The organism is Myxococcus sp. NMCA1, from assembly GCF_026810205.1.
GTDB lineage: Bacteria > Myxococcota > Myxococcia > Myxococcales > Myxococcaceae > Myxococcus > Myxococcus xanthus_A.
The window spans coordinates 2,397,879-2,419,455 of sequence record NZ_CP113950.1 but is presented as its reverse complement, the minus strand read 5'-3'; the positions used below and the strand labels follow the sequence as shown (position 1 = coordinate 2,419,455).

Annotated in this window: 20 protein-coding genes and 1 pseudogene; 6 read left to right on the top strand and 15 right to left on the bottom strand. The window is 70.0% G+C overall.

Annotation, left to right across the window (positions count from 1 at the left end; genetic code table 11):
• Positions 1-58 precede the first annotated feature (58 nt).
• Entirely contained in the window at positions 59-1,978 is a 1,920-nt protein-coding gene (locus OZ403_RS10450) for an OmpA family protein (RefSeq protein WP_268784075.1), read from the top strand.
• Positions 1,979-2,022: 44 nt separating this feature from the next.
• Here the strand turns inward: OZ403_RS10450 and OZ403_RS10445 are convergent, their stop codons facing one another.
• Genes OZ403_RS10445 through OZ403_RS10435 form a run of 3 tightly spaced genes read right to left on the bottom strand, consistent with a single transcriptional unit; the run spans position 2,023 to position 4,575 of the window.
• Positions 2,023-2,892 (bottom strand): tetratricopeptide repeat protein, encoded by an 870-nt coding sequence (locus OZ403_RS10445; protein ID WP_268784074.1) that lies wholly within the window; start codon positions 2,890-2,892, stop codon positions 2,023-2,025.
• 31 nt (positions 2,893-2,923) lie between these two features.
• Complete coding sequence (locus OZ403_RS10440) at positions 2,924-3,502, bottom strand: TlpA family protein disulfide reductase (RefSeq protein WP_140789270.1); 579 nt, start codon at positions 3,500-3,502, stop codon at positions 2,924-2,926.
• On the bottom strand, positions 3,499-4,575 hold the full coding sequence (locus OZ403_RS10435; protein WP_268784073.1) for a CFI-box-CTERM domain-containing protein: 1,077 nt from the start codon (positions 4,573-4,575) through the stop codon (positions 3,499-3,501). The genes OZ403_RS10440 and OZ403_RS10435 overlap by 4 nt, the downstream gene beginning before the upstream one ends.
• Positions 4,576-4,670: 95 nt before the next feature.
• On the opposite strand from OZ403_RS10435, the gene OZ403_RS10430 reads away from it, so the two are divergent.
• From OZ403_RS10430 to OZ403_RS10420, 3 genes are all read left to right on the top strand, one after another.
• Positions 4,671-4,958 (top strand): hypothetical protein, encoded by a 288-nt coding sequence (locus OZ403_RS10430; RefSeq protein ID WP_140789266.1) that lies wholly within the window; start codon positions 4,671-4,673, stop codon positions 4,956-4,958.
• Between the two features lie 82 nt (positions 4,959-5,040).
• A complete protein-coding gene (locus tag OZ403_RS10425) occupies positions 5,041-6,300 on the top strand; it encodes a S1C family serine protease (RefSeq protein ID WP_140789265.1) in 1,260 nt (419 codons plus the stop codon).
• Positions 6,301-6,454: 154 nt separating this feature from the next.
• The gene (locus OZ403_RS10420; protein WP_140789263.1) at positions 6,455-6,721 is read left to right on the top strand and encodes a vegetative protein; all 267 of its coding nucleotides are present in this window, start codon (positions 6,455-6,457) and stop codon (positions 6,719-6,721) included.
• Between the two features lie 37 nt (positions 6,722-6,758).
• Here the strand turns inward: OZ403_RS10420 and OZ403_RS10415 are convergent, their stop codons facing one another.
• Positions 6,759-7,490 carry an RNA methyltransferase gene (locus tag OZ403_RS10415; RefSeq protein ID WP_140789262.1) on the bottom strand — a complete coding sequence of 244 codons (732 nt, stop codon included), beginning with the start codon at positions 7,488-7,490 and terminating at the stop codon, positions 6,759-6,761.
• A gap of 51 nt (positions 7,491-7,541) precedes the next feature.
• Between OZ403_RS10415 and OZ403_RS10410 the strand changes: the two genes are divergently transcribed.
• Positions 7,542-8,129: a hypothetical protein gene (locus OZ403_RS10410; RefSeq protein WP_174259234.1), complete on the top strand. Its 588-nt coding sequence runs from the start codon at positions 7,542-7,544 to the stop codon at positions 8,127-8,129.
• Between the two features lie 69 nt (positions 8,130-8,198).
• Positions 8,199-9,158, top strand: a complete 960-nt coding sequence (locus OZ403_RS10405; protein ID WP_140789258.1) for a phosphoribosylaminoimidazolesuccinocarboxamide synthase — start codon at positions 8,199-8,201, stop codon at positions 9,156-9,158.
• A 27-nt stretch (positions 9,159-9,185) separates the two neighbouring features.
• Here OZ403_RS10405 and purB read toward each other — a convergent pair whose 3' ends face one another.
• The 11 genes and pseudogenes from purB to OZ403_RS10350 form a co-directional block, all read right to left on the bottom strand.
• Positions 9,186-10,499: an adenylosuccinate lyase gene (purB, locus tag OZ403_RS10400; RefSeq protein WP_268784072.1), complete on the bottom strand. Its 1,314-nt coding sequence runs from the start codon at positions 10,497-10,499 to the stop codon at positions 9,186-9,188.
• On the bottom strand, positions 10,496-11,440 hold the full coding sequence (locus tag OZ403_RS10395) for an ABC transporter substrate-binding protein (RefSeq protein ID WP_174258713.1): 945 nt from the start codon (positions 11,438-11,440) through the stop codon (positions 10,496-10,498). Before OZ403_RS10395 ends, purB begins: the two co-directional genes overlap by 4 nt.
• Positions 11,437-13,971: a protein kinase domain-containing protein gene (locus tag OZ403_RS10390; RefSeq protein WP_268784071.1), complete on the bottom strand. Its 2,535-nt coding sequence runs from the start codon at positions 13,969-13,971 to the stop codon at positions 11,437-11,439. Before OZ403_RS10390 ends, OZ403_RS10395 begins: the two co-directional genes overlap by 4 nt.
• Positions 13,972-14,080: 109 nt before the next feature.
• Entirely contained in the window at positions 14,081-14,536 is a 456-nt protein-coding gene (dut, locus tag OZ403_RS10385) for a dUTP diphosphatase (protein ID WP_140789250.1), read from the bottom strand.
• A gap of 153 nt (positions 14,537-14,689) precedes the next feature.
• Positions 14,690-15,700: a M23 family metallopeptidase gene (locus OZ403_RS10380; protein WP_174259232.1), complete on the bottom strand. Its 1,011-nt coding sequence runs from the start codon at positions 15,698-15,700 to the stop codon at positions 14,690-14,692.
• A 6-nt stretch (positions 15,701-15,706) separates the two neighbouring features.
• Positions 15,707-16,504 carry a hypothetical protein gene (locus OZ403_RS10375; RefSeq protein WP_140789246.1) on the bottom strand — a complete coding sequence of 266 codons (798 nt, stop codon included), beginning with the start codon at positions 16,502-16,504 and terminating at the stop codon, positions 15,707-15,709.
• Positions 16,505-16,663: 159 nt separating this feature from the next.
• Positions 16,664-18,834: pseudogene (locus OZ403_RS10370) on the bottom strand (polyribonucleotide nucleotidyltransferase); the annotation flags it as partial.
• Between the two features lie 383 nt (positions 18,835-19,217).
• Positions 19,218-19,487 (bottom strand): 30S ribosomal protein S15, encoded by a 270-nt coding sequence (gene rpsO / locus OZ403_RS10365; RefSeq protein WP_011552156.1) that lies wholly within the window; start codon positions 19,485-19,487, stop codon positions 19,218-19,220.
• Positions 19,488-19,696: 209 nt separating this feature from the next.
• Positions 19,697-20,566 carry a tRNA pseudouridine(55) synthase TruB gene (gene truB, locus OZ403_RS10360; protein ID WP_140789242.1) on the bottom strand — a complete coding sequence of 290 codons (870 nt, stop codon included), beginning with the start codon at positions 20,564-20,566 and terminating at the stop codon, positions 19,697-19,699.
• A 32-nt stretch (positions 20,567-20,598) separates the two neighbouring features.
• Positions 20,599-20,958: a 30S ribosome-binding factor RbfA gene (gene rbfA / locus OZ403_RS10355; RefSeq protein ID WP_013938669.1), complete on the bottom strand. Its 360-nt coding sequence runs from the start codon at positions 20,956-20,958 to the stop codon at positions 20,599-20,601.
• A complete protein-coding gene (locus OZ403_RS10350; RefSeq protein ID WP_140789240.1) occupies positions 20,955-21,563 on the bottom strand; it encodes a DUF503 domain-containing protein in 609 nt (202 codons plus the stop codon). Before OZ403_RS10350 ends, rbfA begins: the two co-directional genes overlap by 4 nt.
• Between the last annotated feature and the right edge of the window lie 14 nt (positions 21,564-21,577).

Here is a 21,577-nt window from a genome sequence, read left to right as displayed (position 1 = left end):
GCCGGGGGGTGGGTCGTTTCCTTCCACCCCCCGGAGTCGGGTGCTATGAGCCTGAAACATGCGAGGCTTCAGCTTGCGTGGCTCAGCCACCCGACTCGCCGTCCTGGGCCTGCTTCTGGCCTCGGTGGCTGCGCACGCCGACCACGACCCGTTCGCCCGCGGATTCGACGCCGTTCCCGTCAAGGCCACCGCGGCCCAGCACAGCGGTATCGCGCTGGAAGGAACGAGCAACGCGCTGCCCGCGGGCAGCTTCCGCGCGGCGCTCCTGTTCGACTTCAACTGGCGCATCCTCGCCCTGAAGCTGGGCGACGAGAAGCTGGGCGACCTCTTGCCCTACCGGCTCGATGCGCACCTGCTGTTCGCCTATCAGCTCCATGAGCGCTTGGAGCTGGCGGTGGATCTGCCCGTCACGCTGCTCCAGGGTGACAACTTCCAGTTGCTGCGCGACGCGCTGAACGCGCCCAACTTCCCGGGCGCCGCGGGCGTGGGCCGCACCACGCTGGGCGACATCCGCCTGCTGCCGCGCGTCCACCTGCTGGACCGCGAGACGTTCCCAGTGGGCGTGTCGCTCGTCGCCGAGGTCCGGCTGCCCACCGGCAGCGCCTCCAGCTTCACCGGCGAGCGCGGCGTGCTCTGGGCGCCTCGCATCGCGCTGGAGCAGCGATTCACCGCCCTCCCCGTGCCCATCCGCGTGCTCGGCAACGTGGGCGTGCGGCTACGGCCCCATGCGCAGTACCTCAACCTGCTCGTGGATGACGAGCTGACGCTGGGTGCCGGCGCCATCGCGGAGCTGCCCAACATGGGCCGCTTCACGGACGTGGAGGCCGTGGCGGAGATGCACCTGGGCACCCCGCTGGTGCGCCCCTTCAACTTCGACCAGGCCGACACGCTCAAGACGCCGTGGGAGGCGCTGGTGGGCGCCCGCGCCAAGGTCTGGGGCAACTGGGGCATGGAGCTCAACGTCGGCCGCGGCATCCACCTGTCCAGCGGCTACGGCCGCGAGGCCCTGCGGGTGATGTTCGCGGTGCGCTACGACGAGACGTTCATCGACTCGGACGGCGACGGCGTGCCCGACATCCGCGACCGCTGCCCCAACGAGCCCGAGGACATCGACGGCTTCCAGGACGGCGACGGTTGCCCCGACCCGGACAACGACGGTGACGGCATCCCCGACGGCGAGGATGGCTGCGCCAACGAGAAGGGCCCCAAGCACACCAAGGGCTGCCCGGACCCGAACTACGACACGGACGGCGACGGCGTCGTCGACGGCGAGGACGCCTGCGTCGACAAGCCGGGCCCCAAGTCCAACAAGGGCTGCCCGGAGGACGAGAACGACGCGGACGGCGACGGCATCCCCGACAAGCTCGACAAGTGCCCGGACAAGCCCGGCCCGAAGGACTACGACGGCTGCCCGGACACCGACGGCGACGAGGTGCCCGACAACGAGGACGACTGCCCCGAGCAGTTCGGTCCGCCGGAGAACAACGGCTGCCCGTACGACTCGCCGCCGTACGTCGTCGTCGAGTCCGACCGCATCCGCATCAAGGGCAACGTGCTCTTCGAGACGGGCTCCGCCGTCATCCAGAAGCAGTCGTACCCGTTGCTGGACGAGGTGGCGACGGTGCTGCGGAAGAACCCGGCGCTGGGCCCGGTCCTCATCGAAGGCCACACCGACAACCGCGGCTCGCGCGCCCTCAACATGGGCCTGTCCGACCGCCGCGCGAAGTCCGTGCTCGAATACCTGGTGGCCAAGGGCATCGCGCGCAAGCGCCTCAGCTCCAAGGGCTTCGGCTTCGACAACCCGATTGCCACCAACGACACGGCGCTGGGCCGCGCGAAGAACCGGCGCGTCGACTTCCGGCTCGTGCGCGCCGAGGTGGAGACGGAGAAGAAGGAGACCGTTGTCCCGGCGGGTCAGCAGCCGCCGCCGGGAACGACGCCGGCCAACGCGGCCCCGGGCAAGGACGGCAAGCAGTAGCCCGCGCGAGCAGGGGCGGAGCGCCCGTGAGGCGCCCGCCCCACTCAGCGGACGGGCGCCACCAACACCTCGCCCACCCAGACCTGCTTGGGCGAGAAGCGGGCGCCGCTACACGCGACGGCGACGCGGCCCTCGCAAGGATTCACGTAGACGAACTTGCAGCTGCCTCCGTTCTTCAGCCACGGCTCCCGCTGCGCCTCGCAGACGTGTTCCTTGTAGTGGCACTCGTCAAGCAACTCGTTGCTCGCCCAGTAGAGGCAGTGCCGCCCCGTCGGGGAGCCCCCATCCGCCGGCGAAGGCGCGTTGGGGCAGTACCCCGCCTCTCCACGCCGCGCGGGGGTGGACGCGTCCTCCCGCGCTCCGGCCCCGTTGACGTGCATGTTGAAGCCCGTCTCCGTGTAGAACATCGGCGGGGTCTCCGCGTAGACGGCCTCGACGGGCGCCGTCCATTCGCTGAGGCACGCCTGCAGCACGGTGCCGCAGCTCGGCTCCGAGGAGGGCAGGTCCGCGCACGGCCCGGCGCCGCGGATGGCCAGATAGTGGCCCCGGGGCGTGGGCTGGTGCTCCAGCGTCAGGGCTTCAGGCGTCACGTCATGGAACGCGGCGAGGTTGAAGTAGACGTTGGCGCGCGTCTTGGCGTCCGCGCCGCTCGCCTTGAGCGCGCGCAGGTAGACGGCCAGGGCCTGCTCTTGCCGGCCCTGCTTCTGGAGACACAGCCCCAGGTCCGCCAGCGTGGGGCCGTGCTCCGGCGCGAGCTTCGCGGCGCGCTCGAACAGAGGGCAGGCCTCGCCGAGCTTCTTCGCCCGGTAGAGCTTCGTGGCGCGCAGACGCAGCGATTCGGCGTCCTCCGCCTTCTTCGCGGCGCCGCCCTCCGGCGTGGCCGCGAGCAAGGACAGCGTCAGGAACCAGGACATGTCGAAAGTCCCCCCACTTCAGGCGTACGTGTCAGGGCTGCTTCAGCGCGCGCTCGATGCGGCGGCGAATGCCGTCCTCCGACAGCGCACCGCGCTGCGCGTCCGTCACCTTGCCGTCGCGGTCCAGGAAGTAGAGTGTCGGCAGCGCGCTGACCTGGAAGGCCCGCGCCACGTTGTCGTCCGCGTACACCACGTACGGCGCCAGTTCCGGCAGGTGGTTGCGCATGAAGGCCTCCACCAGTTTGGGCGCGCTGTCGCCGTCATCCCGGCTGGCCGCCACGAAGACGAGCCCCTGCGGCTCGTACTCCTTGGCCAGCTTCACCAGCGCCGGCATCTCCTCACGGCACGGCGGGCACCAGGTGGCCCAGAAGTCCAGCATCACCACCTGGCCCTTCAGGTCCTCCAGCTTCATCGTCCCGCCGCCATGGCGCGCCATCTCCATGGTCGGCGCGGTCGTCCCATCCGGCACCAGCCGGGCCCGCTGCGCTTCCAGCACGCCCAGGTACACCACGCCGCCCACGCCGAGCGCCCCCAGCAGTCCCAGTACCAACTTCGTTCCGCCGCCCGCCTTTTTCGGGGCCGGAGGCGGAGCCCCGATGCTATCCGTCACTCGAATCCACTCCTGGTCAGGCGGCCATACACCCGCCGCAGCACCCACCGCACACCCTCACGGGCCACCGGCCGCCGCGACACCCACGCCGCCACGTCAGGGCCCCACCGATAATAGCCCCGGATGAACACCCGGCCCGGCGCGCTCTTCCGCAGCACGTCGTCGCGGTAGGCGCGGAAGGCCACGAGCTCCGGCGCGCCCTCGCCGAACGCCACCGTGGCCACGAAGCACGAGGACGCCGGGCTCACCCACATGAGCCGCTGGTTGGTGAGGTTCACCACCGCCTTCAGCTCGCGCGCCTCCGTGTAGACGAACGCCAGCAAGTCGCGCCGCGCGGAGGGGAACTCCTGGCCGCTGGCCTCCTCGAACTCGATGCGCGTGCTGCCCGTGGTGCCGACCTCGTCCACCGTGAAGAAGTACCGCTTGGAGCTGCGGCCGACCTCCACCTCCAGTCCGCGCAGCTCGCCGAAGTACGCCAGGAAGGGCGTGCGGCAGACCGGACAGATGAAGCGGTTGTAGGCGTGGCTGGTGAGGAACGCGTAGTCCCCCACCCGCTTGCAGCCCATGTTCGGGCACACCAGCTTCACGCTCGCCTGGGGCGCGGGCCGCGGGTCATAACGCGACACACGCGAGCCCTTGTCGAACACCGGCGGCGGACGCGGCGGCGACGTCACCAGGTGGCGCGTCGGGTGCGCGGCGCGCTCCAGTTCCTGCGCCCGGCGCCAGGCCGTCTCCGCGGCCTCCAGCCGTCCGGCCGCCGTGTGGCAGAGCGCCTCGCCGTGGGCCAGCAGCGCGGCCACCAGCTTCTCCAGCGGAGCCACCGCCGAGACATCACGTCCCGCGGCCAGCGCCTCCGCCAACACCCGCTCGACTTCGGGGAGCAGGGCCTGGGCGGCCTTGCGGGAAGGGTCCTCCGCGCGGCGGTACACCGGCGGTTCGGGGATACGGACGAAGAGGGCCGAGGCCGCCGCGCGCACCCGCTCCACCGCCGCGTCGCCACGCCCTACGTCCAGCTGCGCGGCCCGCTCACGGGCCGCCTGAAAGAGTTCTTCGGGTTGCAAGCGCGCGGACATTAAAGGCCCCACCCCGCGCTGTCAGCGCATTGGACACCGCCGCGGTCGGAAACTGGCCACGCCCTCCTCCTTGGTGTAAGAAGAGGTAGGAGGCTGTGAGCGTGAACGCATTGAAGTTCATCATCTGGACGTGCTGTGCGGTGGGGCTCGGCGTCTTCCTGGCTTCGGGCAAGGTAGATGGCCGCACGCCCTTGAACCACATGGAGCGGGCGTGGAGCCGCTCGGTGAACCCGTCCGCGGTTGATCGGCTCAAGGACGGGCTGGAGGACGCGTACGAGGACGCCAAGGACGCCGTCGCCGGAAACAAGGATTCGTCGCCTCGTGAGCGCATCAGCGCCGAGGACCGTGCAGCGGTGAACCGCATCATCGCGCAGAAGAAGTAGTCCGCCTCCGGGCCCGCTTCCCCTGGCCTTCCCTCCTCCTTAGGTTGCACGGGAGGCGGATGGTCGGGGTGGAGGCGGGGCCATGGGCAGGGCGCGAGGCAAGAGTGTCATCCTGTTCGCCGCGCTGGTGTGCGCGCTGGTGCTGCCAGCACAAGCCACCGGCCGCGAGCGGAATCGGTTGTGGGTGGAGTCACAGAACCGCGCCCTCCAGAAGCAACGCTCCACGCTGAGCGACGTCGCCCGGCGGGCCATGCCCTCCGTGGTGTCCATCACCACACAGCAGGCCGCCGACGTGCAGGCCGTCGCCGCTGGAGAAGAAGCGCAGAAGGGCATCGGCTCCGGCTTCATCATCCATCCGGACGGCTACATCCTCACCAGCGCGCACGTGGTGGAAGGCGCGGTGGAGGTCATCGTCTCCGTCCTGCACCCGCGCGGCTACGTGGAGGAGTTCGAGGCCATCGTCGTGGGCGAGGACGCCCGCACCGACTGCGCGCTGCTGAAAATCGCCGCGCCCCGCAAGCTGCCCGTGCTGAAGCTGGCCTCCGCGTCGCACGTGCGTTCGGCGGACTGGATTGTCGTCATCGGCAACCCGTTCGGGCTGACGCACTCGGTGACGGTGGGCGTGGTCAGCTACATGGGCCGCACGGACGTGACGCCCAACGGGCGCGACGGCGACTTCGACTACATGCAGATGGACGCCTCCATCAACCCGGGCAACTCCGGCGGGCCGGTGCTGGACCTCCACGGGGACGTGGTGGCGGTGGCCAACGCGGTCAACGTGGCGGGCCAGGGCATCGGCTTCGCCATCCCCATCGACATCGCGAAGACGGTGATTCCGCACCTCCAGGCCCACGGCCGCGTGCGCCGCGGGTGGCTGGGCATGAGCGTGCAGGACTTCTCGCCGGAGGTGGCGGAGGCCTTCAACCTGCGGCGCGGCCGCGGGGTGGTGGTGACGGACATCGTCGAAGGCGGACCGGCCGAGCGCGCGGGCCTGCAGGTGGGCGACGTCATCGTCAGGGTGGACCAGCGGAGCGTGCGCCGGGCGCATGCACTGCGCTGGCAGGTGGCCGCCCGGGGCGTGGGCCGTGACGTGAAGTTCCAGGTCCACCGGCTGGGGCGCCCGATGAAGCTGACCCTCAAGCTGGACGAGATGCCCTCCGAGGAAACGCCCCTGCCCACGGTGGCCAGCACCGCGCCCGGGCGGCACGCGGGAGCCCCTCAGCCGGTGCTGGACGACCTGCTGTCGCCGGTGCCTCGCTCGAAGAGCCGCCAGGCGGCTCCGCCCTCGGGGGAAGCAGGCCCTGGGACGGGGGGTTCTGGACAAGACGCCCCCGCACCCTGAAGTCTGGGATGGCCCGCGAAGAACCCTGGTTTCCCGGCCTCCTTGCGTTCGGGTGTCATGGGCGCTAGACAGTGCGCCTTTTTCCGTACCCTTGCGGCGGGTCCACCTCGGTGTGGCGCCGCGACTTCGCATCGTTTCGCAGGAGAGTTTCGCAATGGCCGAGGCCCAGACGACCCAGAAGCGCACCAGTTGGCCGCGTTTCGCCAAGAGCAATGGCAAGAAGGCGTGCACCGTGGAGGGCTGCAAGCGCCCCTACCGCGCCAAGAACTACTGCTACTTCCACTACAAGCAGTGGCGCCAGGGCGACCTGCCGCACAGCCGTTACCGCACCTGCTCCAAGCCGGAGTGCCGCGTGAAGACGTTCAAGGGCGGCCTGTGCGAGAAGCACCACGGCGAGGCCTTCAAGAAGGACGCGGCGTAGACCGCGACTCGCCGTCGGCGCCGGGGCGGCCTCTTCCTCAGGTAGAGGCGCCCCGCGTCACCGCGCGCTCCAGGTGCTTGAAGGCCGTGAGCCACAGCTCCGCCTCGCGCTGGGTCAGCCGCGCTCGCATCAACGTCTGCTCCAGCTCGTTCAGCACATGCTGCGGCGCCTGCGGGTTGAGGAACTCCGCGCGCAGCATGACGTCCCGCATCCGCTTCGCCAGCGCCCCCAGCGTGCCCAGCTTCGCGCCCGGCGCCTCCTCCACCGCGGCCGTGGGCGTCAGCCCCTGACGGTGGCAGAGGTACAGCAGTACCGCTGACGACTGCGCCAGGTTCATGGACGGCTGCACCGCCGACGTGGGAATCGCGAGCACGTCCGTGCACCGCGCCAGGTCCTCGTCGGACATGCCCCGCTGCTCGCCGCCGAAGACGAGCGCCACGCGTCCGCGCACGCTCTCCTCCGCCAGCCGCTGCATGGCCTCCTCCGGCGTCAGCACGGTGCGTCCCTTGAGCTGGGTACGAGAAGTCGTGCCCACCGCGTACACGCAATCCTTCAGCGCTTCGCCCAGGTCGGACGCCACCTCCATGCCTCGCAGGACGAAGTCACTTTTGACCGCGAGACGCTCCGCGCCCTCGATGGACTTCAGCACCGGCTCGGACAGAATCAGCCGTGAGTACCCGAAGTTGGCCATGATTCTGGCCACGGCGCCGAGGTTGTCGGTTGAACGCGTCTGATGAAGGACAACGGTAAGCTGCTCCCCTGGCCGCATGCGCTGAGTTTAGCTGGTTGATCCCGAAGCAGATCGGTATATTCCCGATTGATGCGTCGCTGGCTCCCTGGGTTGCTCCTCTCTCTCGTGACGGTCCTCACCGCCTGTGGTGAGGTCGGTGCACCTGTCCGTGCAACGATGAGCGCGCGGCAGGCCCTCACCAACCCGCCGGAGTTCCTCGAGTTCGAGTCTCCGTCGACGCGGCTGGAGCTCTACCGCGAGGTGGCCCGGCAGTCCGTCGTCGAGGCCGGGCAGGCGGCGCAGGCCCTGGTCCTCTTCCCGGTCAGCCGTCAGGGCGAGCTGCTCGCCGCGCCAGGCTTCGACCCGAAGATGGACCTGTTCCAGGCCCCCGACGCGGGTGCCCCACTGGAGTTGGTGTTCGAGTCCGGCGGAGAGCGTTGGCCAGATGACCGCCGCGAGGGCCTCCAGGGCCTCTCCGAGCGTGAAGCCGCCGAGTTGGTGGCCCGCACGCTGCTCGCCCACTGGGGCATCGAGCCGAACGGCGCGGTGCAGGTGGACCGGGCGTCGGGCGCGCCGTACGCGGTCGCTTACGTGGACGGAATCCTGCGCATCAACCCAGCTTTCCTCTACCTGGCAGCGGCGTACGGTCCTTCTTCCCTGCCCGCTTCGCTCCAGTAGAGTCGCGCGCCTCAAGTCAGGCCCCGTTGCCTCTCGCCCTTCCCGCGAGAGAGGGGCCGCGAGGCGACAGTGAATACCTCCGCACTTCACGCGCAGCTTCCCCTCACCCTCCAGCAGACGGACCTGCCCGCGCTCGGCCAGCACTACCGCGGCAAGGTTCGCGAGACGTACCGCCAGGATGACCGGCTCATCCTGGTGACGACGGACCGTCTGTCCGCGTTCGACCACATCCTCACCACCATCCCCTTCAAGGGCGAGGTGCTCAACCGGCTGGCCGCGTTCTGGTTCGAGCGCACGAAGCACATCGTCCCCAACCACGTGCTGGACGTGCCCGACGCCAATGTCACCGTGGCGCGCGCCTGTCAGCCCTTCGCCGTGGAAGTGGTGGTGCGCGGCTATCTCACCGGGAGCTTGTGGCGCGACTACCAGAAGGGCGCGCACACCACCTACGGGCTGCCCTTCCCGGACGGCCTGCGCAAGGACGAGGCCTTCCCCGCCCCCATCATCACCCCGTCCACCAAGGCGGAGTACGGCCTGCATGACGAGCCCATCTCCGAGAAGGAGATTCTGGCGCGCGGGCTGGCCACACCTCGCGACTGGGCGCGTATCTCCGAGGCCGCGCTGGGCCTCTTCGCGGAGGGCCAGAAGTGGGCGCGCTCACGCGGCCTCATCCTCGTGGATACCAAGTACGAGTTCGGCAAGGTGGGCGACACGCTCTACGTCATCGACGAGATGCACACCCCGGACTCGAGCCGCTACTGGGTGGCCGACGAGTACGAGGCGCGCTTCGCGAAGGGCGAGGACCAGCGCATGCTGGACAAGGAGAACATCCGCCAGTGGCTCATCCGCGAGCGGAACTTCTCCGGCCAGGGCACGCCCCCGCCCATCCCTGACGACGTGCGCGTGGACCTGGCCGCGAAGTACGTGGCGGCCTACGAGCACATCACCGGCACCACGCTGACGCTGGAGCCGGGCGACGTGAAGGCCCGCATCGAGCGCAACCTGCGTGAGAAGGGCTACCTGAAGTAGCCCTCCTCCATCACCGGCACGGGGCGCCTACGCGCTCCGGCCGAACACGCGCTGGAAGACGTCGTCCATGTGGCGCGTGTGGTAGCCCGGGGAGAAGCAGTCGGAAATCTCCTCGGGCGTCATCATCTTCCGCAGGTCCTCGTCCGCGAGCAGGGCCTGCCGGAAGTCGAGTCCTTCCTCGTACAGCTTCATCGCGTTGCGCTGGACGATGACGTACGCGGCCTGCCGGTCCATGCCCTTGCGCGCCAGCTCCAACAGGAGGCGCTGCGAGTTCACGACGCCGCCCAGCAGGTCCAGGTTCTTCTTCATCTGCTCCGGGTAGACGCGCAGGTCCTCCATCAGCCGCGCGAAGCGGATGAGCATGAAGTCCGCGAGGATGGTGGCGTCCGGGCCGATGACGCGCTCCACGGAGGAGTGGGAGATGTCCCGCTCGTGCCACAGCGCCACGTCCTCCATGGCGCTCACCGCGTAGCCGCGCAGCAGGCGCGCCAGGCCGGTGAGGTTCTCCGACAGAATCGGGTTGCGCTTGTGTGGCATGGCGCTGGAGCCCTTCTGTCCCGCGGTGAAGGGCTCCTCCGCCTCACGCACCTCGGTGCGCTGGAGGTGGCGAATCTCCACGGCGAACTTCTCGATGCTCGAGCCCAGCAGCGCCAGCGCGGTGAAGAGCTCCGCGTGCCTGTCCCGCTGCACCACCTGGCTGGAGGCCGGCGCGGGCTTGAGGCCCAGCTTGCGGCAGACGTGCTCCTCCACCGCGGGCGGCAGGTGCGCGAAGGTGCCCACCGCGCCGGAAATCTTCCCCACGGCGATGCTCTCACGCGCGTGCTCCAGGCGCGTGCGGGCCCGGCGCAGCTCGTCGTACCAGATGGCCAGCTTGTGGCCGAAGGTGATGGGCTCCGCGTGGATGCCGTGGCTGCGGCCCATCTGCAGCGTGTGCTTGTGCTCGAAGGCGCGCTTCTCCACCGCGGCCATGACGCGGTCCACGTCCTTCAGGATGAGGTCCAGCGCGTCGCGCAGGGTGAGCGCCAGCGACGTGTCCAGCACGTCCGACGACGTCATGCCCAGGTGCAGCCAGCGCGCGCTGGGCCCCACCCGCTCCTCCATGAAGGTGAGGAAGGCGATGACGTCGTGCTTGGTGGTGCGCTCAATCTCCTCGATTTTCGCCGCGTCCTGGGACGTGAAGTCTCCGGCGCGAGCCAGGCAGTCCTGCAGCGCCTCGCGGGGCGCCAGCCCGGCCTCCACCATGCCCTCCAGGGCGGCGAGCTCCACGTCGCGCCAACGGCTGTAACGGGCCTCGTCGGACCAGAGGGAGGACATCTCCTGACGGCTGTATCGCGGAATCACTCGTAGACCTTCACGGCAAAGTCCCGCCGCGCCGCGAGCCGGAGGAGTTCCAGCACGGCGTCGGAGGACGGACCCAACTTCCTGGCGGCGGTGAGATTGAGAGACAAGTCCAGCCCCTCAGGCTGAACCACCGCCAGCGCTCCTGGATTCACCTTCTCGTGGATGATGCGGTTGGCCAGCCGCCCGGCCTGCTGGCCAATGGCCGTGGGACTGGGCGAGAGCGCCAGCGTGGCCCCTTCCTTCACCTGGCTGGGCGTCAACGCGGCCAGCGGCACCCGGTGCGCCGTTGCGAAGGCGATGAGCGCCTGGACGACCGCCGCGTTGCCCACTGTCTTGTCCGCCACCATCAGCAGCGCGTCCACCTTGCCCACCGCGCCGTCCAACGCCTTCTCCGCCCGGCCCCCCGCCTCCAATTCCAGCGGGAGGATGGACATGCCCCTTGAGGCCGCCGCCGCGCGGGCCTGCGTCACCGTCCCCGCGGAGAACCGCGGGTCATGCAGGATGCCCACGCGCTTCACCTTCGGCGACACGGCCTTCAGTGCCTCCAGCTCCGGCCCCATGTCGCTGGTGAGGGAGATGCCGGTGACGTTGGCGCCATCCAGGCCGTACTTCTCGTAGTAGGGCACCATGGCGAAGAGGACGGGCACGTCCTCGCCCAGCGAGCGCCGCGCGGCGTTGGCGGCCAGGGGCCCCAGGGCCAGCACCAGCGCGGGCTTCTGCGCCGCCAGTTTCTTGAAGAGCCGCGCGGCCGCGCCCGCGCTTTCGTCCAGCATGACCTCCTGCACCTCGGCCCGGGCCTCCGCCGCGAAGCCGGCGATGACGGAGGCGTACGGCGCCAGGTGGGCGGACTTCACCGCCACCACGCGGGGACGGGCTGGCTGCTGCGCCACGGCCACCGTCGGCAGCAGCGCGACGAGGAGCGCGGCGACGCGGCCGTTCATTGCCGCACGCTCGCGCAGCAGCGGAAGCCCACCGCGTTCGAGCGCTCCGTGGGCACGCCGTTGCTCCGCGCCGAGCAACGTGACGCCGGGTCCGGCTGGTCGAAGGCGCCGCCCTTCAGCGCGTAGCCCTGGCCGCCGATGCGGGTGGCCGTCCACTCCGCCGCGTTGCCCGCCAGGTCCATCACCGCGTAGCCCGACTTGCAGCGCTCGAAGCGCCCGGAGGCCGCCAGTCCACCCGGGTTCGCCGCGGTGTTGCACGCGCCCACGGCCTGCTCCTCGCCGAAGGGGAACCGCGAGTTGCCGGGACCCTTGCATGCCTTCTCCCACTCCTCTTCCGTGCAGAGCCGCTTGCCCTCGCGCTCGCACGTTCCCCGCGCCTCTTCCCAGGCCACGGCCACCTTCGGCATCGCGCCAGCCCGGTTGGGGAATTCGTACTCATCCACGCAGAACGAAGACACCTGGATGCTCGCGACGGGGCGCTCGTCCGGGCTGGCCAGTGCGTCGTCGTCGCTCCGCCCCATCTTGAAGGCCCCGCCACTCACCAGCCGCATGCCCGCGGGACATCCGCCCACGGGCGCCGCCAGCGCTGACGCGCCACCGGGCCCGGCAGCAGGCACCTTCCCCTGCCCTCCGGACTTCTGCAGCAACTTGATGGCCAGGAAGCCCCCGCCCGCGCCCAACGCCAGGCAGCCGAGGACGAGCAACGCCAACCTCAACATGGAACGCTGGGGCTTCGCCGCGCGCGTGGCGGACCTGGTGAGCACCGCTCCGCGAGGCGCGGCGCGGGAACTGGAGACTTCCGACGGTTCGCTCCGCTTCGCGCCGGAACGAGCGCCCGGGTCCGACACCTCCGAACCCCGGCGGCGGGTGCGAATACCGGAGTCCTCAGAGGCACGGCCGCGAGCACGGCTGCCGGTGTCCTCGGCGCCGCCTTCTCGCGAACGCGACGACGCCTCGTCCTGCGCGCCGTCGCGAGCACGCGACCGGGAGCGGCCCACCGCGGGCGCGGCGTCCAGCGTGGGCGCGGCGGGGCGGGGCGCGGGCACCGCTGGCGCCTCGTCCAGGGTCATCGCGCTGGAGCGGCCATCCGTCACCGCGGGGGCATCCACCTGCGTGGGCGCGGCGGAGCGGCTCAGCGCGGCCTCGGACTCCTGCGCGGACGCGGCGCCACGCTCACTGGCGTCCTCGGCATCCTTCCGCGCCGGCGCGGAGCGAGAGGACACGGGCGGAGACGACACGGGCCGCGAAGCACTTCCCTGAGCCGAGGGCGCGGCCTTCGCGGCGACGGGCGGCGCGATGAAGGGCAGCGCCTGTTCCGTCAGGTGCTGCGGCGCGGGCGCGGACGCGGGCTTGCCTCGGCCCATGATGGCGGCCAGCGACGCCGCATCCAGTGGCTGCGTGGCATCCACCGGCGGCGGCAGGTCCGGAATGGGCGCGGGCGGCTTGGGCGCGGCGACACCGGGAGGAGGAGGCAGGTCCTCCACCTGCACGGCCGGGAGCATGCCCGTGGGCACCGGGGGCGGAGGCCTCGCCGCCTGCCTCGCGGTGTTCGCGGCCGACGAGCCCGGAGGGGCCGGGAGGCTCCGCGCGCGTGACACCACCGCGGCCGGCGTGCGCGCCAGGATGTTGGAGAACTCGGTGAGGAACTCACCCGCCGTCTTCGGACGGGCCAGCGGGTTGAAGTTGAGCGCGCGCCGGTACAGCGCCTCGATGGAGGTCGGCAGGTCCGAGTGGTGCATCGTCAGGCCGGGAATGACGCCGTCCTCGGGCACCAGCCCGGTGAGCATCTCCCCCACGATGGCCGCGAGCGAGTACACGTCCATGCGCGTGTCCAGCTCGCCCCCGCCCACGTACTCCGGCGCGATGTAGACGTCCGCGCGTTGCCCCTTCTGGGCTTGCACGAAGGGCAGGTGTGGCACGGCCAGCCCCAGGCCGTAGTCCGTCACCTTGAGCAGGTCCGGCAGGACGATGACGTTCTCCGGCTTGAGGTCGGAGTGCGGCCCGAAGCGATGCGCCGCATCCAAGGCGGCCGCCATCTGCGACAGCAGCGGCTCCACTTCCTTCAGCGAGAAGAGCTGCCCCCGCGCGGTGCGCTGCTCCATCATCCGGCGCAGCGTCATGCCCTCCAGCAGCTGCATGGTGATGAAGGGCCGGTCCCCATCCACGCCCTCCTCGTACACGCGCAGGAGGTTCGGATGGTTGAGCTTCTTGGCCACGCGCATGGACAGCGCGAACTGCATGCGCTCCTCGGGCTGCTGCACCAGGCGCGGGTGCACGGCCTTGAGCGCCACTTCGACGTCAATCTCCTCGTCCTGGGCTCGGAAGACGAAGCCCATGGGCCCGGAGCCCACCACTTCCTGGATGGCGTAGCGGCCGGCGACGACGTCCCCTGGCTTGTAGGGTGCGCCGTCCGCGCCGCGCCGGCGAGCCGCCCCGGCGGGAGGACGCGCCGAGGCATCGTGCTTCAGCCCACAGGTGGGACAGGTGTCTTGGGAGGCAGGAACGAGGCTGCCGCAGCGGTAGCAGAGCAAAGCTGGCGTACTCCAGGAGGCAGTCGGGGGGCCACCTCGGGGGAAGGCCCAGCCTCTTATTCTGCACGCTCCCCTGTCATCAAGGAACGCCGAGCGAGGAAGTCAGCAACTAGCGTCCCGTGGACCCGAAGCCATTTCCACCCCGGGAGGTTTCCTCCAGTAGTTCCACCTCCAGGAGGGAGACCGGCGGCACGGCGGCCACCACCAGCTGGGCCACGCGGTCGCCCCGGCGCAGGGTGAAGGGCTCATTGGAGAGGTTGACGAGGATGACCTGCACCTCTCCCCGGTAGTCCGCGTCCACCGTCCCCGGCGAGTTGAGGAGGGTGACGCCATGCCGCAGCGCCAGGCCCGAGCGCGGACGCACCTGCCCTTCGTACCCAGCGGGTAGCGCGAGCGCGAGCCCGGTGGGCACCGCCAGCCGCTCCAGGGGCCCCAGCACCCGCTCCCCTTCGATGTCCGCGCGCAGGTCCAGGCCCGCGGCCTGTGCCGTTTCGTAGCGGGGAAGTGGCAGGGGCTCCGCATGGGTGCGCACGCGGCGCACCTTCACCGTGAGGGGGGAAGACATGCGCTGGGACTAACACAGCTGCCGCCGCTTCGTGCCACGGCGGCGTGACAACCGCGCGCGTCGGCCCCTCGTGAACCCTGGCCGAACGCTCCGATGCGGATGAGCCGCGCCGTCAGGCCGTCCGCCGCTGTGCGCACGGTGAAGTGAAGCCCCTCAGGGCGCGGTGTCCTTCGCCACGGACCGCAAGGCGGTGCGGAACTTCAGCGGGTCCATGGGCCGCGCCGCCAGCTCCAGCTGGTAGTGCAGGTGGGGACCGGTGGAGCGCCCCGTGTTGCCCGAGTGCGCCACGAGTTCTCCCCGGCTCACGCGCTGTCCCACCTTCACCAGCAGCTCCGAGTTGTGACAGTACGCCGTCGTCACGCCCCGCCCGTGGTCCACCACGAGCACGCGGCCATTCACGGCGTCCTCGCTGGCACGCCGGACGACGCCATCCGCCACCGCCACCACGGGCGTCCCCACCGGCACGCCCAGGTCCACACCGGTGTGCATCTTCCGGCGCCCCAGCACTGGGTGGAAGCGCTCGCCGAAGGGACTCGTTACACGCGCGCTCTCATGAACAGGCCACGCGAGCCCGAAGGCGGTGGCCAGCGCCAGGGCCTGTGCGGCGCCCACGGACGCGTCCTCGAAGCCCGGCGGGAGCTGGCCCGACAGGCGCTCCAGCGTGGGCGCCCCACCCTCCGCCTCCACCCGCTCCAGCGCGTAGCGCGCGGGGACACGGCCCGCGAAGAGCGCCGTGAGCCGGACCTCCTCTCCTGGAAAGTCCTTGGCCAGCGCGGTGTGCAGGCTGCGCGCGGCCGCCGGCCCCGTCTGCGGGTCCAACAGCGACGCGGCGGGGACACCCAGCTCCGCGGCCAGCTCCAGCGCGGGCTGGCGGGCTCGCACCTGGGCGCCCTTGAGCGCCAGGTGGGTTCCCCAGGCCAGGGCCTCCGCGTCCGTGAGGGCCCGAGACAGGGGCACGTCGGGAGCCATCAGTGGCGGCGACAGCGAGGTGCCACTGACGCCGTCGTAGTACGCGAGCAAGGGCCGCGCGTTGCTGCGCGTCCCCGTGGCCCATGCCGTGGCCTTGCGCACCAGCGCGCCCGCGGGCGTGTGGTGGTACGCCGCCCACAAGCACAGCGTCGCCATGCAGAAGTCCAGCAGTCCTTTCGCCTGGCGCGGGAACATGGGCACCTACCGGAAGAAAGACAGCAAGGGCATCGCATCCACCACCGCCGCCACGGCCAGCGGCACCACCACCGCGCAGCCCAGCAGCCCGCGCCGCAAGGCCGCCCTGCCCCCGGCTTCCTCACACACCGCGTCCGCGTGTTGCAGGTTGCGCAGCACCGCGCGCCACCCGAGCGAAACCAGGACGCCCACCAACGAGGCCACCGCCAGTGCCCGCGCCGCTACATCCGCGGCACCATCCCCGAAGAGCTCACGCCAGGAGAGGTACACCGAGCCCTGGATGAGCTTGGCCACCGCGCACGCGCCCGCCAGCACCACGGCCGCCGTCGCCAGAGGCCGTAGCCACCGCATGGGCGTGGGCTTGCGCAGACACCGCGACCACAGCTGCCGCCACGTCGGACGCGCGGCCTTCTGGGGCTCCATCACCGCGCGCCACGCCTCCGCTGGAACCGGTGCCGCGGACTCCCGGTAGCCCAGCGCGGGCAACGCCAGCACCACGTCCGCGGCCAGCTCCCACGCGAGCGCGAGGAAGCGCGCGATCCGAGTGCGCTGCTCCAGCGACACCCACTCCACCAGAGGCGCCGTCAGCGCGTAGCGGCCCACGAGCGCGTCGAAGCCAGCGTCCACCCGGTCCACCAGCGCCAGCAACCGCTCATCCAGCGTGTCCGCCGCCGAGTGCACCCCCACCGCCACCAACGCGACCAGGCCCAGCGGCATGAACGCCCAACGGAAGGCCCCCAGGAAACGGGAGACATCCGCCAGGAAGGGCGTGGACGATGACGGGGGCGGTGGTCGAGGTGGCAAACAGCCTCCGTGCGGATGGGGCTCGCACCTCAACGCACGGCCCGTCTGGAAGTGTCTAAGCCACCCCGGCCCGAAACGAAAACACCCCCTCCCGCGCGGTGGCGGAAGGGGGCGTCATGAGCGCCGGGCTCTCAGTGAAGGAGCCCGGGCCTTCGGGCACTAGGCCTTGGCGTCCGGCTGCGTGGGCGCGGGCGCCGGCTGCGCGGCGGCCTCACCCGCGGCGGCGGCGCCCTGCTGCGCGGCGCGCTCCGCCATGGCCTCCTTGCGCGACAGGCGAATCTTGCCCGTCTTGTCGATGCTGACGACCTTCACCAGCACCTCGTCGCCCTCGTTCAGCACGTCGGAGACGCTCTTGACGCGCTTGTCGGACAGCTCGGAGATGTGGATGAGGCCGTCGGTGCCCGGGAACAGCTCCACGAAGGCGCCGAACTCGGCGATCTTGCGCACCGTGCCCGTGTAGATCTTCCCAATCTCCGCCTCGCGGGTCAGCGCCTGAATCATCGCGATGGCGGCCTTCACGGCCTCACCGTTCGCGCTGGCGATGTCCACGCGGCCCGAGTCCTCGATGTTAATCGCGGCACCCGTGCGGGCGATGATGTCCTTGATGACCTTGCCGCCCGGCCCGATGACGTTCTTGATGAACTCGGGACGAATCTGGATGGTGGTGATGCGCGGCGCGTACTGGCTGATCTCCTTGCGGGACTCGGCCAGCGTCTTGAGCATCTCACCCAGGATGTGGAGGCGGCCCTGACGCGCCTGCTCCAGCGCGCGGCTCATGATTTCCGTCGTGAGGCCGGTGATCTTGATGTCCATCTGGATGGACGTGATGCCCTTCGAGGTGCCGCACACCTTGAAGTCCATGTCGCCCAGGTGGTCCTCGTCACCGAGGATGTCGGAGAGGATGGCAATCTTGTCGCCCTCCTTCACCAGACCCATGGCGATACCCGCCACCGGGGCCTTGAGCGGAACACCCGCGTCCATCAGCGCCAGCGTGCCGCCGCAAACGGAGGCCATGGACGAGGAGCCGTTGGACTCCAGGATGTCCGACACCAGGCGCACCGTGTACGGGAAGGACTCGCTCTTGGGCACCATGTTGCGCAGCGCGCGCTCCGCCAGCGCACCGTGGCCGACTTCACGGCGGCCCGGGCCACGCAGCGGCTCGTCTCGTTCACGCTGAACGGCGGGAAGTTGTAGTGCAGCATGAAGCGCTTGAAGGCCATGCCGCCCAGCATCTCCAGGCGCTGCTCGTCATCGCTGGTGCCCAGCGTGGTGACCACGAGCGCCTGCGTCTCGCCGCGCGTGAAGACCGCGCTGCCGTGGGTGCGCGGGAGCACGCCCACCTCGCACGTAATCGGACGGACCACGTCGTGGCCACGGTCGCCGATGCGGCCGCCGTTGACCGTCATCTCGCGCATGTGCTCGTACTTCAGGTCCTCCACCACCGACTTGGCGTGCTTCTCCACCAGCGGGGTGTAGCCGTCGCCCAGTTGCTCCTTGAGCTTGGCGAGCGTCTCCTTCTTCGTCTTGCCGAGCGACTCGTAACGCGCGCCCTTCTCCTTGATGCCGTAGCCCGCCTTGATGCCGTCCATGGCCAGCTCACGCACCTTGGCGCGCAGGCCCTCGTCCACGGCGGCGGGCTTGTCGAAGGAGCGGACCTGCTTGTTCAGCTCGCGCCGCAGCTCGTCCTGCAGGTCCAGCGCGGGCTGCGCCGCGGTGAAGCCGAAGTCGAGCGCCGCGACCATGTCGGCCTCGGAGACCTCCTCCGCGCCACCTTCCACCATGACGATGGCCTTGCGGCTCACCGCCATGACCAGGTCCAGGTCGCTCTGCTCACGCTGCTTCGCGGTGGGGTTGGCCACCAGCTGACCGCCGACGCGGCCCACGCGGATGCCGGCGATGGGGCCGTCGAACGGGATGTCCGACACCCACAGCGCCGCGGAGGCGCCGGTGATGCCGTGGATGTCACCCTCGTTCTCCGGGTCGGAGGAGATGACGCTGGCGATGACCTGCGTCTCGTACGCGTAGCCTTCGGGGAACAGCGGGCGGCAGGAGCGGTCGACCAGGCGGCTGGCCAGCGTCTCCTTCTCCGTGAGACGGCCCTCGCGCTTGAAGTAGCTGCCGGGGATGCGGCCGGCCGAATACAGCTTCTCCTGGTACTCCACCGTCAGGGGGAGGAAGTCGATGTCCTTCTTCTCCCGGGCGCTCACCGCCGTCACCAGCAGCATGGTGTCGCCATAGCGAACCACCACGGAACCGTCGGCCTGCTTCGCCAGACGACCCACTTCAATGCTCAGCTCGCTCTCGCCAATCTTGACGCTCTTCTTCAACATGTCCGTGCCTCTGGATCCTTCAGGGCGAAGACCCCACCGCGCGCACCCGGTCCGAGAAATGGACCCGGCACCCCGGGAGGGCCCTCGGGGTGTTTGAGCGGTCACCAGGGCCTGGGACAGGCGCCAGTTGAGGCAACCGCCAGCATGTACTGCGGAGGGCGCTTGCGGAGCGCCGGAGGGATGTCTCGGAACTTTTGATCCCTGGTCGCAGGGGCCGACCGCGGTCAGCCCATCCGAACGGAAACCAAAACCTCCGCAGCCACCACTCCCTTGCCCGCCTCCACCCACCGCGCTTCGACTGCTTCACGTCACTGCCTTACTGCCTATGTCCTAAACGCGCGGGGCGCTGGTTTCCGCCAGCGCCCCGGGTCCTGCTCAACTGCCTACTTGCGGATGCCGAGGCCGTCGATGAGCTTCTTGTACCGCGCGACGTCCTTGGACTTCAGGTAGTCCAGCAGGCGGCGGCGCTGACCGACCAGCTTCAGCAGACCGCGGCGGGAGTGGTGGTCCTTCTTGTGCGTCTTGAAGTGCTCGGTGAGCATGGTGATGCGCTCGGACAGCAGCGCCACCTGGACCTCGGGGGAACCCGTGTCCGACTCGTGGGTCCGGAACTTCGACACCAGCTCCGACTTACGCTCCTGGTGCAGCGACATGAGACTCTTCCTTGCCCGCTCCGGTGGAGGTTGCTGCTCGCGTCACCACGGTCCGCGGAGGGGTACAGACCGGGTGCATCCGTCTAACGAGCGGGGGGCTTATAAGCTTCACCCCCCGTGGGGTCAACCTTCGACGCCTGCCCGCCAGCCCCGGAAAGTCCGGGACAGTGAGAAGACGTACAGCCACAACCCCGCGAAAAATCCCGGCGTTACACCAGGACGCGCAGATAGCGCAGGCGGCCACCGGTCACTTCGGCCACCGCCAGCAGCGCGTCGTCCGGGCCCATGACGCGCACCCGTCCCACCTTCCCGGCGGGGACCTCCACCGGGACACCGTGGGAGACGCGCTTGGCGTCAGCGGCGCCCACCCGCACCTCCGGCAGCTCCACCAGCGCATGCGACATGGTCATCAGCCGGCTGGCCAGCGCGCCCTCCTTCAGCAGCTCCGGCACGTCCGCCAGCGGCAGCGCCTGCGCCAGGGAGAAGGGGCCACTGGCGGTGCGCCGCAGCGCCTCCAGGTGGGCACCACAGCCCAGCGCCCGGCCCACGTCCTGGGCCAGGGTGCGCACGAAGAAGCCCTTGGAGCAGCGCACCGACAGCTGCAGGCGCTCGGCGGAGAAGTCCCGCAGCACCAGCTCGTACACCGTCACCTGGCGAGCGGCGCGCTCCACTTCCTCGCCCGCACGAGCCAGTTCGTAGAGCCGCTTCCCGCCCACCTTGACGGCCGAATACATGGGTGGGACCTGGTCGAAGGTGCCCCGGAAGCGCGCCAACGCGGCTTCAATCAGCGCGGGCGTCAGGGCCGGTACGGGCGCCTGCGCCGTCACCTGCCCTTCCGCGTCCAGGGTGTCCGTCTCCGAGCCCAGGCGCACCGTGGCGTCGTAGGCCTTGTCGCCCTCGGTGATGAAGCCCGCGACCTTGGTGGCTTCCCCCAGGCAGAGCGGCAGCACTCCAGTGGCCAGCGGGTCCAGCGTCCCCGTGTGGCCCACCTTCTTCAGGCGAAGCAGCGAACGCACCTGACGGACCACGTCGAACGACGTGGGGCCGGTGGGCTTGTCAATGACGAGGACGCCGTCCATGGCACGCCAATCGTGGAGGCCCGGAGCTGGACCTACCAGCCTTCCTTGTTGCGGACTTCGCGCAGCAGCCGGTCAATCTTGTCACCTTCGCCCACCGATTCGTCGAAGGAGAAGAAGATTTCCGGCGACACGCGCAGGTTGACGGCGGACGTCACCTCGCGGCGCACGAAGCCCTTGGCGGCTTCCAGGCCCTTCTGCGTGTCCGCCCGCTCCTGCTCGCTGCCCATCATCGAATAGAAGACACGGGCCACGCGAAGGTCCGGGGAGACCTTCACGCCAGTAATCGTGATGTAGCCGATGCGCGGATCCCTCAGCATGCCCCGGGTGAGCAAGTCACCGATGGCCGCCTGGATTTCCTGCCCCACGCGCTCCGGTCGGGAATGCGTCGTCATTTCTTCTCCCAGTCTCGCGGGTTGCGCAGGGAACGGGCCCGAGCCCGTGCCTCGTCGAACGTCATCCGTCCACCGCTCGACGGAGACGGGCGGCCCGTGCCGCCATCCATGCCACCTTCATGGCGGCTTTCCCACTCTCCCAACCCCTCCGCCTCCGCGAGCGAGCCGCGCTCGCCGCGCAGGAAGCGGGCAATGGCGGCCTCCGAATGCGCCGCCGCCTGCTCCGGGGAAAGGTCCAACTCCTCCGCGTCCTCGTCCACAGCCCGCGCCGAGAAAGAACCTCGCGAGGCCGCCTGGCCGCTCGCGAAGAGCTGGTCCCCGAAGCCGAGGATTTCCGTCTCCCGCGACAACAGCGGGGCGACGTACATCTCCTCGACGGAGTGGATGATTTTCTCCAGCTGCTCGTCCACGTGGCGTCGCTCGTTGCCCACCACCGCGAGCGCCAGTGACGCCTTCTGCCAGAGATCCTGGTCCTCGACCTCGGCCACCGCCACGTTGAAGCGGGCCTTGAGTCGTTCCGTCACCCGGCGGAGCACCTGTCGCTTGGACTTCAGCGAGCCACTGTCCGGAATCTGCAGGGTGAGGCGTGCGACACCTACGAACATGAATGTCCCCCTTG